Raw genomic sequence first — 14,865 nt, 5'->3', positions numbered from 1 at the left:
ATGTCCCCGGTGCCGTTGCTGGTAAAAAGCCCGGCCTGATCAGCCGTCGAGCAAGGTCATCACCTCGGCGCTGTAGCGTTCGCCTGCCACCGCGCCTCGGGCGCCGAAAATCGCATCCAGCTGAGCCAGCTCCTCGGCGCTCAGGAACACGCTGGCGGCAGCGACGTTGGTTTCCAAGTACTTTCGCTGCTTGGTGCCCGGGATCGGGATCACATTGCTGCCCTGGGCCAGGACCCAGCCCAAGGCCAGTTGCGAGGCGCTGATCTGCTTCTGCTCAGCCAACGCCTTGACCCGTTCGACCAAGGCCAGGTTGCGCTGGAAGTTGTCGGCCAGGAAACGCGGGTTGAAGCGGCGGTAGTCGTCTTCGGCAAAATCGTCCGGAGTCTTCAGCTCGCCCGTCAGGAAGCCGCGGCCCAAGGGGCTGTAAGCGACAAAAGCGATCCCCAGGCGTCGGCACGTGTCGAGCACGCCGTTGTGTTCCGGCTCCCTGGACCACAGCGAGTATTCGCTTTGCACCGCTGCCAACGGATGCACGGCATGGGCCCGCTGGATGGTCTCGGCGCTGGCCTCCGAAATCCCGATGTGGCGGACCTTGCCGGCCTTGACCAGCTCGGCCATGGCGCCGATGGTTTCTTCGACGGGTACCTGTGGGTCGATGCGATGCTGATAGTAGAGGTCGAGGTAATCGGTACCCAGGCGCTTGAGGCTGCCGTCGATCGACTGCCGAACGTATTCGGGGTGACCATTGACGCCCCGGGCATGCGGATCATCGCTGCGCACCAGGCCGAACTTGCTCGCCAGATAGATACCTTCACGCTTGCCGCGCAAGGCGCGTCCGAGCAGTTCTTCGTTGGTGTGCGGGCCGTACATGTCGGCCGTGTCGAACAGGGTCACGCCCAGCTCGACGGCGCGGTGGAGCGTGGCGATGGATTCGCGCTCGTCGGTGCCCGTGGTGTAGAAATCCGACATGCCCATGCAGCCCAGGCCGATGGCGCTGACGTGTGGACCTTGATGGCCAAGTTGACGAGTGATCATGAGGTTGTTCCTTTGGGTTGAAGTGACGCGATCAGTCTCCGTAAAACGGTTTTCTGGATAAAGCCGCTGTTTTTGGTTTAACTATTCGCGATTTCTGAATAGTGAGTAGAACCATGGATCGATTACAGGCTATGCAGGTGTTCCGGCGCATCGTCGAACTGGGCGGTTTCGGCAAGGCGGCCGACGATCTGGGTTTGCCCCGGGCTACCGTCAGCCTGTTGATCCAGCAACTGGAGGGGCATCTGGGGGTGCAACTGCTACAGCGCACCACGCGGCAGGTGCGCGCAACCCTGGATGGCGAAGCCTATTACCAGCGCTGCGGTCAGTTGCTCGATGAACTGGATGACCTGGAAACCTCGCTGTCCGCGCAACGCAGCCAACCTCGCGGCACCCTGCGCGTTGACATGCCCATCGCCTTCGGCTGCACATGGATCGTGCCGAACCTGGCGGACTTCTATCGGCGCTATCCGCAATTGAAACTGGACCTGGGGTTTCATGACCGGTTGGTTCATCTGCAGCGTGAAGGCGTCGATTGCGCCATCCGGGCCGGCGTCATCAGCGACCAGGCGCTGGTTGCGAGACCGATCGTGCGGTTGTGCCAAGTGACTTGCGCCAGCCCTGGCTACCTGGCCCGTTCAGGTACGCCTGTGGCGCTGGAGGACCTGGCAGAGCACCGCGCCATCGGTTTCGCGTCCGGTAACGGTCGTTATTTCCCGTTCGAATTCGAAGTGGCAGGGCAGGTCCGAGAGTTGCAAATGTCATCCGAGCTGACCGTCAACAACGCTGACGGCTACGTAACGGCTTGCGAGGCGGGATTCGGCCTGATCCAGGCGCCGCGTTACCACGTGCAACGGCAACTCGCCGAGGGGCGGTTGGTCGAGGTATTGAGCGGTCATCCGGTGCCGTCATGGCCGATTTCAGTGGTCTACCCGCCTCATCGACAGCTGTCGCCGAGGGTGAGGGTGTTCATCGATTGGCTGATCGAGTTGCTGCATGGCGCGGCGGATGCGGACGAGGCCCTGATGGTGCGGGTTTAACACGAACCATCTCCAACACCGGTCCCCCGTGGCGAGGGAGCTTGCTCCCGCTGGATTGCGCAGCAATCCCAAAAAGCCTGTTCGGGATCAGCCTGGCACACCTCGGTGATAGGGCTTGGGGCCGCTACGCAGCCCAGCGGGAGCAAGCTCCCTCGCCACGGTTTGTATCGGCATGCCCCGTACTCCTTGTCATGAAAACGCTGGGAACTGCCGCCTTATCCCAAGCGAAAAATCGGAACTATCGCTTTGGCGGCACGATCATTTCCCTAGGCGTTAATCAACGCGACCCCGACGGCCCGGATCTCACGGAATCCGCCACGGGACGCTGAACGATAAGGAGCTGTCATGACCGTTACCACCCATCCCCTCTACCGAAGCACGCCAGGTCCGCTTCACGCGGTCCTGCTCGCCGGCACCGTTCCGTTGTTTCTCGGGGCGCTGCTCAGTGACATCGCGTACTACAAGACCTACCAGATCCAATGGAGCAATTTCGCCTCCTGGCTGATTGCCGGCGGACTGCTGTTCTGTGGGTTGGCATTGCTGTTTGCGCTGGTCAATCTGATCCGTGCGGAGCGCAAGGGCGGGCGTCCGGTGGTGTATTTCCTGCTATTGCTGGTGACCTGGGTACTCGGGCTGATCAATGCCTTCGAACATGCCAAGGACGCCTGGGCCATCATGCCCCAGGGCCTGGTTCTGTCGGTCGTCGTAACCGTGTTGGCCTGCGCTGCGGCGTGGGTCGGGCTGACCAATCTGCGTTCCGGAGGTGAGCAATGAAACCGCGCATCGCATTGACAGCCTTGAGCATGACGTTGTTGCTGAGCGCCTGCGGAGGAGAAGGGGACGCCACTCAGGCACGCGGTCCGGACCCCAAATTGCCGGAGCCCCAGCGCGGGTTGTTGCCCAGCATGAAAATCGCCGAGCCGGTGCCCTGGGGCGAGCAGAAACCGACGGTGCCGCAAGGCTACGACATCACCGCTATCGCCACCGACCTGAAGATTCCGCGCCAGACCCTGGTACTGCCCAACGGCGATATCCTGGTGGCCGAAGGCCGTGGCGGAAACGCTGCGAAGCTCAAGCCCAAGGACGTCATCGCCAGTGTCATCAAGGCCAAGGGCAACACCCAGGTCAAGGGCGGCAATCGCCTGACGCTGTTGCGCGACGCTGACGGTGACGGCACCTACGAGCTCAAGACGGTCTTCGCCGAAAACCTCAACGCACCCTATGGCCTGGCGTTTGCCGACGGCAAGCTGTACGTCGCCAACCAGGACGCACTGGTGCGCTTCGATTATGAAGAGGGCCAGACCAAGGCCAGCGGGTCACCCACGAAAGTCACAGACCTGCCGTCCGAGATCAACCACCACTGGACCAAGGCGCTGGCCATCAGTCCCGACGGACGCTCGCTGTACGTGGGCATCGGTTCGAACAGCAACGTCACCGAGCGCGGCATGGAAGTCGAAATCGACCGGGCCATGGTCTGGCAGATCGATGCCGAGACAGGCGCCCACAAACCCTATGCGACCGGTCTGCGCAACCCGACGGCGTTGAAGGTCGAGCCTGGCTCCGGACAGTTGTGGGCGGTGGTCAACGAGCGCGACGAGTTGGGTCCCGACCTGGTGCCGGATTACCTGACATCGGTGCGCGAAGGTGCGTTTTATGGCTGGCCCTATAGCTATTGGGGGCAGAACGTCGATCCGCGCGCACAACCGCAGGATCCGCAAAAAGTCGCCGCTGCGGTCAAACCCGACTACAGCCTCGGGTCCCACGTCGCGGCACTCGGTGTCGATTTCTCCATCCCGGCCATGGGCGAGCAATTTGCCGAAGGCGCCTTCGTGGGTGAGCACGGCAGTTGGAACCGCGACCAGCCGGTGGGCTACAAGGTCATTTTTGTGCCGTTTCGCAACGGTCGTCCCGCTGGTGAGCCGGTGGACTTCGCCACGGGTTTCCGCGGCGACGATGGCAAGACCCGTGGGCGGCCCGTGGGTGTGACCGTTGATCCGCGCGGTGCGTTGATCATCGCCGATGACCTGGCGAACACCGTGTGGCGGGTGACTCGCAAGCCATGAACCCGATGCCCGGGACGCGCTGCCGTCCCGGGTAATCCCGCCGGTTTTGCACGTTCGCGCAAAACCCCGACAGTCCCCGCAACATCACCAAAGCCCGGTAACCCTCGTTGCGCGACAGTGAAGCCGTCAATCACGACAGCGCACCGGCGAATGTCTCGTCGGTCGGTCAACGAGGAGAGTTACCATGAGCGATATCAAACACAACATTCCCCACGAAGTCGAAGGCAAGGTCGCCCTGGTCACCGGCGCCGCCAGCGGTATCGGCAAGGCCATTTCCCTGTTGCTGCATGCCCGTGGCGCCAAGGTGATCGCCGAGGACATCAACCCCGCCGTCAACGAGCTGGCCCGCCCGGGACTGGTGCCGCTGGTGGCTGACATTACCGAGGACGGCGCCGCCGAGCGCGCGGTGGGCCTGGCGGTCGAGCAGTTCGGCCGGTTGGACATCCTGGTCAATAACGCCGGCATCATCATCAACAAACTGGTGGTCGACATGACGCGCCAGGATTGGGAACGCATCCAGGCCGTCAACGCCACCGCGGCGTTCCTGCACTCACGCGAAGCGGTCAAGGCGATGATGCCCAACAAGTCCGGGGCCATCGTCAACATCGCCTCCTATGCATCCTATTTCGCTTTCCCGACCATCGCCGCCTACACCGCGTCCAAGGGCGCCCTGGCGCAGTTGACCCGCACGCTGGCGCTGGAAGCCATCGAGCATGGCATCCGAGTCAATGCGGTCGGCGTTGGCGATGTGGTCACCAATATCCTCAATGACGTGGTCGAGGACGGCCCGCAGTTTCTCGCCCAGCACGGCGAAGCCGCCCCCATCGGCCGGGCCGCCCAACCTGAAGAAATCGCCGAGGTGGTCGCCTTCCTGGCCTCGGACCGCGCCAGCTTCATGGTCGGCTCGGTGGTCATGGCTGATGGCGGCATGACTGTCACCGCTGGCTGAGCCAACAGAGGAGAACCGTCATGAACAATCGTAAAACCTGGCTGGTCACCGGCTGTTCCACTGGTTTTGGTCGATACATTGCCGAGCATCTGCTCAATGCTGCGCGAGCAAGCTCGCTCCCACATGTGTTCCGCAGTGCACGTGCATTTTATGTCCGCTGGAAATCATTGTGGGAGCGAGCCTGCTCGCGATGGCGGCAAGTCAGATGGTGAAGGTGTCGGATGTAGCGGCCGCTTCGCGAGCAGGCTCGCTCCCACATGGGTTCTGCAGTGCACCTGAATTTTATGTCCGCTGGAAATCATTGTGGGAGCGAGCCTGCTCGCGATGGCGGCAAGTCAGTTGATAAAGATATCGGACGTACCGGCCCCTTCGCGAGCAAGCTCGCTCCCACATGGGTTCTGCAGTGCATATGAATTTTATGTCCGCTGGAAATCATTGTGGGAGCGAGCTTGCTTGCGATGGCGGCAAGTCAGTTGATGAAGATGTCGGACGTACCGGCCTTTTCGCGAGCAGGCTCGCTCCCACATGGGTTCTGCAGTGCACGTGAATTTTATGTCCGCTGGAAATCATTGTGGGAGCGAGCCTGCTCGCGATGGCGGCAAGTCAGTTGATGAAGATGTCGGATGTACCGGCCCCCTTCGCGAGCAGGCTCGCTCCCACATGGGTTCTGCAGTGCACGTGAATTTTATGTCCGCTGGAAATCATTGTGGGAGCGAGCCTGCTCGCTCCCACATGGGTTCTGCAGTGCATGTGAATTTTATGTCCGCTGGAAATCATTGTGGGAGCGAGCTTGCTCGTGATGGCGGCAAGTCAGTCGATGAAGATGTCGGATGTGCCGGCCTTTTCGCGAGCAGGCTCGCTCCCACAGAGGGGCTTCAGAACGGCCCGAGCTTCAGCGGGTACTGGATGACGACGTACAGCCTGTCAATGTCATCGCCGGCCTGGGCGCTGTTGGCGCGGTGGGTGACGTGGGACAGTTGCAGCGACAGGTCCTTGGCCGGCCCTGATTGCACGACGTAATGCAGGTCCAGGTCGCGCTCCCAATGACGGCCGCCGTCCCCCTGCTGCGGGCTGTAGGTTCCGGTGTCGCTGTCGAACGGGTTGTAGGCGCCGCCCCTTGGCGCATGGCTGCCATCTATCCCGTTGCCGGTTACATAGCGGGCCATGAAACTCAAGCCGGGGATGCCCAAGGTGCCCAGATCAAGGTCATAGCGAGCTTGCCAGGAGCGCTCGCCCGGGCCATTGAAATCAGCGTATTTGATCGAGTTGGCGAGGTAGATGGAGTCGCCACCGACGAAATCGAAAGGCGTGTCGCCGTTGATTTTCTGATACGCCAAGGTGAGTGCCTGGGCTTCATGTCGATATTTGCCGGACAGGCTGAAAGCCGTGTTGTCGATGGCGCCTGCGCTGGCCTGGCCATGGTCGCGGGTGTAGTAGACGTTACCGTCGAGGAACAGCTGGCCCAGCGTCGAATGCACATTGCCGTAGTACTGGCGCCAGGTGTCGCTCAGCTCGGAAGCATAGAGCGCGCCGCCCACCGTGCGGCCGCTGAACAGGTCGGCGCCGATGAAGTCGATACTGCCGTGGCGGGTACTTGCGCCATAACCGGAGAAATCACCTTTGGCGGTGGAGGCATCCTGATTTTTGAAGGCGTTGAAATGACCCGCCTGCACATCGACCTCATCGAATTCGTGGCTCGACAGCCACACGCCGCTGGCGTATTCCGGTTGCAGGCGCTTGTCAGCCGTATCGAATACTGGTGTCGCCACGGTCATTTCGCCGAGCGCCAGGGTGGTTCGCGAGGTGTTGAATTTCAGCGCAGCGCCGGCGCTGGAGTATTCGTCCTCACTGCGCCCGTCGTCGTCCAGCGGCAGCAGTCCCGTCCCCGAGTGGCCCTTGCCGCCGTCCAGTTTCAAACCGACGAACCCATGGGCGTCGATACCTGCACCGACGATGCCGGGCGTGAAGCCGGACTCGAACGTGGCGATGAAGCCCTGGGCCCATTCCGCCTTGTAGCTCTTGCCCGCCGGGGTCGGGGACCGGTAGTCATTGTTGAGGTAGAAGTTGCGGCTCAACACCTCAAATGTTGCCCCTTGCAAGAAACCCTCGGCGGTTTGTCCTGCCAGCGCGGGTGCGCTTCCCGCTAGCAAAGCCAGCAGCCAGATCGGCTTCAGGGCGACCGGTGCTGGCCCGGGGACAATCATGTTTGTGAATGCGGGCGACATGCGTCTTTTCCGTGTGAACCAAGGCCTGGGCAGAGCGCCATTCTTGGTGAGGTCGCGCGCAAGGGCGAGTTAAACGTTGTTAATTGCGTAACGCGGGCCCGACCGCACTCCAGAAAGCGCGACCCGTGCCGATTCAAGGGAGATTGCCTATAGTTTCTGCAACACAGGGACACCCGCTGCCGCGACGGAACACTGATATGACCGCATCTTCTTCTCCTCAAACGTTCAAATCCCTTGGTTGCGCCGAGTGTCGCGACCATTCGGCGTTGGGATTTGATTTCACCATGGCGTTCCAACCGATCTTCAATGTCCGCACGCGCACGGCCTTTGCCTATGAGGCACTGGTCAGAGGCGTGAACGGCGAATCCGCAGGTTATATCCTCGGGCTTGTGAATGACGGCAACCGCTACCGGTTCGACCAGGCCTGCCGAGTGAAAGCGATCGAGGAGGCTGCCAGGCTGGGTATCCTCGACATCCCCGATTGCCTGCTCAGCATCAACTTCCTGCCCAACGCCGTGTACCGGGCCGAGACCTGTATACGGGCGACATTGGAGGCTGCGCGTCAAAGCCGCTTTCCGCCGGACAGGCTCATGTTCGAGGTCACGGAAGGCGAAAGGGTGGACGACCCCGAGCACCTCAAGTCGATCTTCCTGGAATACGAACGCCAGGGCTTCACTACCGCAATCGATGATTTCGGTTCTGGCTACTCGGGGCTCAATCTGCTGGCGCTGTTCCAGCCCCAGGTGCTGAAGATCGACATGGCGTTGACCCGAGGCATCGACCAGGATCCGGTCAGGCGCGCGATTGTCGAGGGGATCATCCTGGTCGCCGGCCGGCTGGGGATTACCGTCATCGCCGAGGGCGTCGAGACGCGAGAAGAAAGCGCGACGCTGCTGGAGTTGGGCATCGAGCTGATGCAGGGGTATCTCTACGCGCGGCCCGAGACGGGTCGGCTTGCGGTGGGCAGGTTCGATTAGCCAGCAGCAGGCGCTGATGACGCAGGCCTCACAGCTATTGAAGCGGTGGGCCTGCTTTTCTGTTTCATGTACCCGCCGCGATCAGGCGCGTGGATGGTCACCAGACAACGGCGGAGTCCGCGGCGGGATCATCCGTTTCGAGCCCGTCGACTCGAATGCCGAGGCCAGTTGCAGCAGTTTCGAATCGTCATAGGCACGGCCCGCGAACGTCAGCCCGACCGGCATGCCGATGTCCGCCATGACGCCCATCGGCACGGTGACGGTTGGCACGCCGAGGTGGCGGATGGCGAGGTTGCCGTTGGCGACCCATACGCCATTGCTCCAGGCAATGTCGGCTGACTCCGGGTTGACGTCCGCGTCGGCGGGCCCGACGTCCGCCACGGTAGGGAAGATCACCGCATCCAGCCCGAGCCGCTCCATCCAGTCTTCAAGATCGATCCGGCGTGTCTCTTCGAGGCCGCGCAAGCCATCGGGCAACGTCGGGATCTGATCCCACGGCGTGATGCCGCGCTGGGCCATCTTCACGTATTCGTCCATGCCGGCGGCAAGATCATCCTCGCGATTAGGCAGGGTGCCCGGGTCGTGAGGGAAAATCAGCGGTCCGTCGACGTCGGCCAGGCGATTGAGTTTCGGATCGCCGTTGGCCCGCAGGAAATCGTCGAACGCCCAGGCCGACAGGTCCCAGAGTTCATGGTGCAGGAACTCCTTGGACACCAGGCCGCGGGTGAACACCGTCGGCGCGCCAGGACGATCGCCCTCGCAGTTGGATACCAGCGGGAAATCCACCTCGACCACTTCGGCGCCCTGGGCCTCCAAGGCTTTGCGCGCGGCTTCCCAGAGGGCAATCACCGACGGGCGAGTGATGATCCGTTGCCCGGTCGGGCCGCCAATGCCTGGCTTTTCAGCGGTGCCGGCCTCGGGGTCGGCATTGATGTACATGCGCGGCACGCCGAAACGGATGCCGGCCAGCGCTTCGGGTTTGGCGGCAAGGCTCGGGTACGAGGCGGGACGGACCGAATCGACGGACGGAATCGGCACCCAGGGTTGCAGGCGCCACAGGTCGCCACGAGGGTCGGGGTCGTTCGCCACCACCACGTCGAGCACTTCCAGCAGGTCGGCCATGGTCCTCGCATAGGGCACCACAACGTCCATCGTCGGCGTCAACGGCCAGTTGCCGCGCACCGAGATCACTCCGCGTGAGGGCGTGTAGGCACACAAGCCATTGTTGGAGGCCGGGCCGCGTCCGCTGGACCAGGTTTCTTCAGCAAGGCCGAAGGCGGCGAAACTGGCAGCGGTGGCAGTGCCCGCGCCGTTCGACGAACCGGAGGCAAAAGGCGCGGTGAGGTAATCCGCGTTATAAGGGCTTTCGGCGCGGCCATAAACACCGCGCTGCATGCCGCCGTTCGCCATCGGCGGCATATTGGTCTTGCCCAGGCAGATCGCCCCGGCGGCACGCAGGCGTTCGATAGTGAAGGCGTCGCGATGGGCAACCAGGTCCTTGAAGGCCGGGCTTCCAGACGCAGCGGTCAGCCCCTTCACCAGATAACTGTCCTTGGCGGTATAAGGAATGCCATCGAGGGGGCCCAGAGTCTGGCCTTTGGCCCGCCGGGCATCGGACGCCTTGGCCTCGTCCAGCGCAGAAGGGTTGCGAACCACCACCGCGTTGAGGGCGGTAGGCGTGTCGGGACCGTCATAGGCGTCGATCCGGGCGAGATAGGCCTGGACCAGCTCGACCGCCGTGGTCTGGCCGGATTCCAGCGCAGCCCGGAGCTGGGCAATGGAGACTTCGGTGATTTCAATCATGCTGTTACCGCTTCGGCTGACGAAGAACATGAGGCACGGGTCTGTTCAAGCAAAATTCCCCGGACACCTGATGTCGTTCAAATTGGGGCTGATATCGGGTGCAGACTGTACTACGAGAGCGTGATCGGAACACTCTCCCTTCTGAAATAACAACGGACTCCGTGGCGAGGGAGCAAGCTCCCTCGCCACGGGGGGGCGCCACTTTCGATTTCCTCTTGTATTCGCAAACACATATATTCGACTGAACCCCAATAGACGGCCCCTTCAAAATGACGATCAAAGTAGGCATCAACGGTTTCGGACGCATCGGTCGCCTCGCCTTGCGTGCGGCCTGGGGCTGGCCGGAATTCCAGTTCGTGCAGGTCAACGATCCGGCGGGCGACGCGGCGACCCATGCGCATCTGTTGAACTTCGATTCGGTGCACGGCCGCTGGAACCGCCAGGCCGACGCCGATGGCGCCAGCATGATCATCGAGGGGCAGCGCATCAAGGTCACAGCCAACAAAGCGATTGACGACACCGACTGGTCGGGCTGCGATGTGGTGATCGAGGCCAGCGGCAAGATGAAGACGGTCGCGGTGCTCCAGGCGTATCTCGATCAGGGCGTGAAGCGCGTGGTGGTCAGTGCCCCGGTGAAAGAGCAGGGCGCCTTGAATATCGTCATGGGGGTCAATCACCAGCAGTTCGAGCCGGACCGGCATCGCATCGTGACGGCGGCTTCCTGCACCACCAACTGCCTGGCACCCGTGGTCAAGGTAATCCACGAGAAGCTCGGCATCCGTCACGGCTCGATCACCACCATTCATGACCTGACCAATACCCAGAGCATCCTCGACCAGCCGCACAAGGACCTGCGTCGCGCCCGGGCGTCGGGTATGAGTTTGATTCCCACCAGCACCGGATCGGCCACCGCCATCGCCGAAATCTTTCCCGAGCTGCGCGGGCGCCTCAATGGCCACGCCGTGCGGGTGCCGTTGGCCAATGCGTCGCTGACCGATTGCGTGTTCGAGGTCGAGCGAGCCACCACGGTGGAGCAAGTGAACCGTTTTCTCAAGGACGCAGCCGAGCACGAGCTCAAGGACATCCTCGGTTTCGAGGAGCGCCCTCTGGTGTCCATCGACTACCGCACCGATCCGCGCTCGTCGATCATCGATGCGCTGTCGACCCTGGTTGTCAACGGCACCCAGGTCAAGCTTTATGCCTGGTACGACAACGAATGGGGCTACGCCAACCGCACCGTCGAACTGGCCCGGATGGTTGGCCTGGCCGGCTGAGGAATCGTGATGAGTGCCTTGTCAGCCATAGCGCCGCAAGTGCGACAGTACCTGCTCGTCACCGGTAATTACTGGGCTTTTACCCTGACCGACGGCGCCCTGCGCATGCTGGTGGTGTTGCACTTCCACGCGTTGGGCTACAGCCCGTTGCAGATTGCCGCGCTGTTCCTGTTCTACGAACTCTTCGGCGTGATCACCAACCTGCTGGGCGGCTATCTCGGTGCCCGGCTGGGCCTGAATCGGACGATGAATATCGGCTTGGGCCTGCAAGTGGTGGCGCTGCTGATGCTGACCGTTCCGTCCGCCTGGCTGACCATCGCCTGGGTGATGATGGCCCAGGCGCTTTCGGGAATCGCCAAGGACCTGAACAAGATGAGCGCCAAGAGTTCCATCAAGCTCCTGGTGCCTGACGGTGAACAGGGCAGGCTTTATCGCTGGATAGCGATCCTCACCGGCTCGAAGAACGCGCTCAAGGGCGTCGGCTTTTTCCTCGGCGGGGCGTTGCTCGCATGGATCGGTTTCCAGGGCGCATTGTTGGCGATGGCTGTCGTGTTGGCACTGATCTGGGGCGGTAGCCTGATCCTGCTGAAGAAGGACCTGGGCAAGGCCAAGGCCAAGCCCAGATTTCGCGACATCCTTTCCAAGAGCCGGGCGATCAATATTTTGTCGGCCGCGAGAATGTTCCTGTTCGGCGCCCGGGATGTCTGGTTCGTGGTGGCCCTGCCGGTCTACCTGAGCAGTGTCTACGGCTGGAATTTCTCGACCGTGGGCGGATTTCTCGCCGCGTGGGTCATCGGCTACGGCATCGTGCAATTCCTGGCGCCGAACATCACCGGCAAGAAACGCGGGCAGGTGCCGGATGGACGCGCCGCGTTCCTCTGGGCGCTGGCGTTGGCGGGCTTGCCAGCGGCGATGGCCCTGGGGCTGTCACAACAGGCGATGCTGTTGGGCGGGCTGATGGTCTTTGGCGTGCTGTTCGCGGTGAATTCTTCCCTGCACAGTTATCTGATCGTGTCGTACGCCAAGGAGGACGGCGTGTCGCTGGACGTGGGTTTCTATTACATGTCCAACGCCATCGGCCGGCTGGCCGGGACGCTGCTTTCCGGTTGGGTCTACCAGGGGTACGGGCTGGCGGCGTGCCTGTGGATTTCCAGTGCATTCGTGTTGCTCGCTGCCCTGATTTCGTTGGCATTGCCTCGTCACGCAACGCACTGATTCGCTGCGCTTGCTGTTTCCGTTGGTCTGCAAAGTATCAGGCCCCGTCTTGACAATACGGCGGGGCGAAGCAAATACTCAGCTCAAATTCATATAGATGACTAGATAACAAGGTGAATATAGTCCTATGAACGCCCTGTCCAGCGACGCCCGCCTGCCGCTATATCAACGTTTGCGTGACCAGTTGGCGGAGCAGATCGCCAATAATCGCTGGCGTCCGGGGGAGGCGATTCCCACCGAGGCGGCGTTGTCAGCCGAATACCAGCTGTCCACCGGAACCGTGCGCAAGGCAATTGATGCTTTGGTCAGCGAGGGCATCCTGGAGCGCCAGCAAGGGCGGGGCACCTTCATTCGTCGTCCCCAGTTCCAGTCATCGTTGTTTCGTTTCTTTCGCTTTCAGTCGGCGTCCGGTGAACGCCGGGTTCCGGAGAGTCGCATTCTGTCTGTCGAGCCGGTGGCGGCGCCATCGGCGGTCGCACAGGCCTTGGGGTTGCCGGTCGATGCGCCGGTGATCCGCATCGTCCGGGTGCGCCTGCTGGAAGTCGAGCCGGTGCTCGCCGAAGAAATCTGGCTGCCACGTGGCCGATTCCAGCCGTTGCTGGAGATCGACCTGAACCAGAAAGGGCCGTTGCTCTATCCCATCTACGAGGAAATCTGCGGGCAGGTGGTTGCCTATGCGCAGGAAACCCTCACGGCCGAATCGGTCAACGAGGTGTATGCGCGGTTGTTGCAGGTTCCGGTCCACAGCCCGGTGGTGGTGATCGAGCGCCTGGCCCGCGATTACGCCGGCAACCCGCTGGAATGGCGCCGTTCGCGCGGGCATGCCGAGCATTTCCGCTACAGCGTCGAAATCCGCTGACTTCGGCGGGCTAGCGGCGTCTCGAACGCCGCTGCCCTTGCCCTGTGTGTTTTTCCTGACTGGCCCTGTAGCGGCGCGGTTCGCTCTCGGCTGCCTTTTGTTCCACTCATAAGGATAAGAATCATGTTCAGTTGGTATCGCCAGATCACTTCGCGGGAGCGCAAGACATTTTGGGCGTGTTTTGGCGGCTGGTCGCTCGACGCGCTGGAAGTCCAGATGTTCGGCCTGGCGATACCGGCGTTGATCGCCGCGTTCGCCTTGTCCAAGGGCGATGCGGGGCTGATCAGCGGCGTTACGCTGGTGACCTCGGCCCTGGGTGGCTGGGTCGGCGGGACGCTGTCCGACCGTTATGGCCGGGTGCGCACGCTGCAATGGATGATCCTGTGGTTCTCGTTCTTCACCTTCCTGTCCGCGTTCGTCACGGGCTTCCACCAACTGTTGATCGTCAAGGCATTGCAGGGCTTTGGCATTGGCGGAGAGTGGGCCGCCGGTGCGGTGCTGATGGCCGAGACGATCAACCCGAAATACCGCGGCAAGGTCATGGGCACGGTCCAGAGCGCCTGGGCGGTGGGTTGGGGGCTGGCTGTCGGGGTCTTTACGCTGATCTACTCCCTGGTGCCGCAGGACATGGCCTGGCGGATAATGTTCATCGTCGGCCTGCTGCCATCGTTCCTGATCATCTGGGTGCGGCGTAACGTCGAGGAGCCGGACAGTTTCCAGCGCCTGCAAAAGGAACAGGCAATTGCGCAGAGCTTCTTCAAGTCCCTGGGCGGCATTTTTCGCCCGGAACTGATTCGCGTGACGCTGTTCGGCGGTTTGCTCGGGTTGGGTGCCCACGGCGGTTATCACGCGGTGATGACCTGGCTGCCGACCTTCCTCAAGACGGAGCGCAACCTGTCGGTGCTCAATTCCGGCGGCTACCTGGCGGTGATCATCTTTGCCTTCTGGTGCGGTTGTGTCGTCAGTGGCTTGCTGATCGATCGCATCGGCCGGCGCAAGAACATCCTGTTGTTCGCGCTGTGCTGTGTGGTGACCGTGCAGTGCTACGTATTCCTGCCGCTGAGCAATACGCAGATGTTGTTCCTGGGCTTTCCGCTCGGCTTTTTCGCAGCAGGCATTCCGGCCAGCCTCGGGGCGTTCTTCAACGAGTTGTACCCGGCGGATGTACGCGGTGCCGGCGTCGGTTTCTGCTACAACTTCGGCCGGGTGCTGTCGGCGGTATTCCCGTTCCTGGTGGGGCACATGAGCGATTCCATGTCCCTGGGATCAGCCATCGGCATCGACGCCGGCATCGCCTACGGCGTGGCTGTGCTCGCGGCGCTTTGCCTGCCGGAAACCCGCGGCCGTAGCCTTGAGGCATCTGCGTCACCGGCGCCCGCCGTGGCATCTGCCAGCGAGAGCGCCCGGGCCTGATCACTTTAATTTTGA

The 14,865-nt window shown here is 62.1% G+C and carries 13 protein-coding genes; 10 read left to right on the top strand and 3 right to left on the bottom strand.

The annotated features are described in order from the left end of the window. Positions 1-39 precede the first annotated feature (39 nt). Positions 40-1,035 carry an aldo/keto reductase gene (locus tag J3P94_RS15390; RefSeq protein ID WP_434568653.1) on the bottom strand — a complete coding sequence of 332 codons (996 nt, stop codon included), beginning with the start codon at positions 1,033-1,035 and terminating at the stop codon, positions 40-42. A 113-nt stretch (positions 1,036-1,148) separates the two neighbouring features. On the opposite strand from J3P94_RS15390, the gene J3P94_RS15385 reads away from it, so the two are divergent. The 5 genes from J3P94_RS15385 to J3P94_RS15365 all read left to right on the top strand — a co-directional run bounded on the left by J3P94_RS15385 (position 1,149) and on the right by J3P94_RS15365 (position 5,296). Next, positions 1,149-2,072 (top strand): LysR family transcriptional regulator, encoded by a 924-nt coding sequence (locus J3P94_RS15385; RefSeq protein ID WP_434568652.1) that lies wholly within the window; start codon positions 1,149-1,151, stop codon positions 2,070-2,072. A gap of 345 nt (positions 2,073-2,417) precedes the next feature. Continuing rightward, on the top strand, positions 2,418-2,846 hold the full coding sequence (locus tag J3P94_RS15380) for a DUF2231 domain-containing protein (protein WP_434568651.1): 429 nt from the start codon (positions 2,418-2,420) through the stop codon (positions 2,844-2,846). Continuing rightward, positions 2,843-4,135 carry a PQQ-dependent sugar dehydrogenase gene (locus J3P94_RS15375; protein ID WP_434568650.1) on the top strand — a complete coding sequence of 431 codons (1,293 nt, stop codon included), beginning with the start codon at positions 2,843-2,845 and terminating at the stop codon, positions 4,133-4,135. The genes J3P94_RS15380 and J3P94_RS15375 overlap by 4 nt, the downstream gene beginning before the upstream one ends. A gap of 184 nt (positions 4,136-4,319) precedes the next feature. Continuing rightward, the gene (locus J3P94_RS15370; RefSeq protein WP_434568649.1) at positions 4,320-5,084 is read left to right on the top strand and encodes an SDR family NAD(P)-dependent oxidoreductase; all 765 of its coding nucleotides are present in this window, start codon (positions 4,320-4,322) and stop codon (positions 5,082-5,084) included. A 20-nt stretch (positions 5,085-5,104) separates the two neighbouring features. Next, positions 5,105-5,296 carry a hypothetical protein gene (locus J3P94_RS15365; RefSeq protein WP_434568648.1) on the top strand — a complete coding sequence of 64 codons (192 nt, stop codon included), beginning with the start codon at positions 5,105-5,107 and terminating at the stop codon, positions 5,294-5,296. A gap of 663 nt (positions 5,297-5,959) precedes the next feature. On the opposite strand, the gene J3P94_RS15360 is transcribed toward J3P94_RS15365, so the two are convergent. Next, positions 5,960-7,288: an OprD family porin gene (locus J3P94_RS15360; RefSeq protein ID WP_434574180.1), complete on the bottom strand. Its 1,329-nt coding sequence runs from the start codon at positions 7,286-7,288 to the stop codon at positions 5,960-5,962. A 218-nt stretch (positions 7,289-7,506) separates the two neighbouring features. On the opposite strand from J3P94_RS15360, the gene J3P94_RS15355 reads away from it, so the two are divergent. Then, positions 7,507-8,286 carry an EAL domain-containing protein gene (locus J3P94_RS15355; RefSeq protein ID WP_434568647.1) on the top strand — a complete coding sequence of 260 codons (780 nt, stop codon included), beginning with the start codon at positions 7,507-7,509 and terminating at the stop codon, positions 8,284-8,286. An 81-nt stretch (positions 8,287-8,367) separates the two neighbouring features. Here J3P94_RS15355 and J3P94_RS15350 read toward each other — a convergent pair whose 3' ends face one another. Next, entirely contained in the window at positions 8,368-10,089 is a 1,722-nt protein-coding gene (locus J3P94_RS15350) for an amidase (protein ID WP_434568646.1), read from the bottom strand. A gap of 269 nt (positions 10,090-10,358) precedes the next feature. On the opposite strand from J3P94_RS15350, the gene J3P94_RS15345 reads away from it, so the two are divergent. From J3P94_RS15345 to J3P94_RS15330, 4 genes are all read left to right on the top strand, one after another. Further along, a complete protein-coding gene (locus J3P94_RS15345; protein ID WP_434568645.1) occupies positions 10,359-11,363 on the top strand; it encodes an ArsJ-associated glyceraldehyde-3-phosphate dehydrogenase in 1,005 nt (334 codons plus the stop codon). Between the two features lie 9 nt (positions 11,364-11,372). Further along, positions 11,373-12,578 (top strand): organoarsenical effux MFS transporter ArsJ, encoded by a 1,206-nt coding sequence (gene arsJ, locus J3P94_RS15340; RefSeq protein WP_434568644.1) that lies wholly within the window; start codon positions 11,373-11,375, stop codon positions 12,576-12,578. Between the two features lie 127 nt (positions 12,579-12,705). Beyond that, positions 12,706-13,437 (top strand): GntR family transcriptional regulator, encoded by a 732-nt coding sequence (locus tag J3P94_RS15335; RefSeq protein WP_434568643.1) that lies wholly within the window; start codon positions 12,706-12,708, stop codon positions 13,435-13,437. A 123-nt stretch (positions 13,438-13,560) separates the two neighbouring features. Next, entirely contained in the window at positions 13,561-14,850 is a 1,290-nt protein-coding gene (locus J3P94_RS15330; protein WP_434568642.1) for an MFS transporter, read from the top strand. Positions 14,851-14,865: the final 15 nt, after the last annotated feature.

The sequence above is a fragment of the Pseudomonas sp. Z3-8 genome (assembly GCF_051131975.1).
Taxonomy (GTDB): Bacteria; Pseudomonadota; Gammaproteobacteria; order Pseudomonadales; family Pseudomonadaceae; genus Aquipseudomonas.
Note: the sequence above shows the minus strand (reverse complement) of the source record. Positions and strands in the feature narration are given on the sequence as shown.

Coding starts and splice junctions, on each gene's coding strand:
- J3P94_RS15380 (WP_434568651.1), top strand. CDS start 2,418: ATGACCGTTACCACCCATCCCCTCTACCGAAGCACGCCAGGTCCGCTT.
- J3P94_RS15330 (WP_434568642.1), top strand. CDS start 13,561: ATGTTCAGTTGGTATCGCCAGATCACTTCGCGGGAGCGCAAGACATTT.
- J3P94_RS15335 (WP_434568643.1), top strand. CDS start 12,706: ATGAACGCCCTGTCCAGCGACGCCCGCCTGCCGCTATATCAACGTTTG.
- J3P94_RS15345 (WP_434568645.1), top strand. CDS start 10,359: ATGACGATCAAAGTAGGCATCAACGGTTTCGGACGCATCGGTCGCCTC.
- J3P94_RS15375 (WP_434568650.1), top strand. CDS start 2,843: ATGAAACCGCGCATCGCATTGACAGCCTTGAGCATGACGTTGTTGCTG.
- arsJ (WP_434568644.1), top strand. CDS start 11,373: ATGAGTGCCTTGTCAGCCATAGCGCCGCAAGTGCGACAGTACCTGCTC.
- J3P94_RS15355 (WP_434568647.1), top strand. CDS start 7,507: ATGACCGCATCTTCTTCTCCTCAAACGTTCAAATCCCTTGGTTGCGCC.
- J3P94_RS15365 (WP_434568648.1), top strand. CDS start 5,105: ATGAACAATCGTAAAACCTGGCTGGTCACCGGCTGTTCCACTGGTTTT.
- J3P94_RS15390 (WP_434568653.1), bottom strand. CDS start 1,035: ATGATCACTCGTCAACTTGGCCATCAAGGTCCACACGTCAGCGCCATC.
- J3P94_RS15385 (WP_434568652.1), top strand. CDS start 1,149: ATGGATCGATTACAGGCTATGCAGGTGTTCCGGCGCATCGTCGAACTG.
- J3P94_RS15350 (WP_434568646.1), bottom strand. CDS start 10,089: ATGATTGAAATCACCGAAGTCTCCATTGCCCAGCTCCGGGCTGCGCTG.
- J3P94_RS15370 (WP_434568649.1), top strand. CDS start 4,320: ATGAGCGATATCAAACACAACATTCCCCACGAAGTCGAAGGCAAGGTC.
- J3P94_RS15360 (WP_434574180.1), bottom strand. CDS start 7,288: ATGATTGTCCCCGGGCCAGCACCGGTCGCCCTGAAGCCGATCTGGCTG.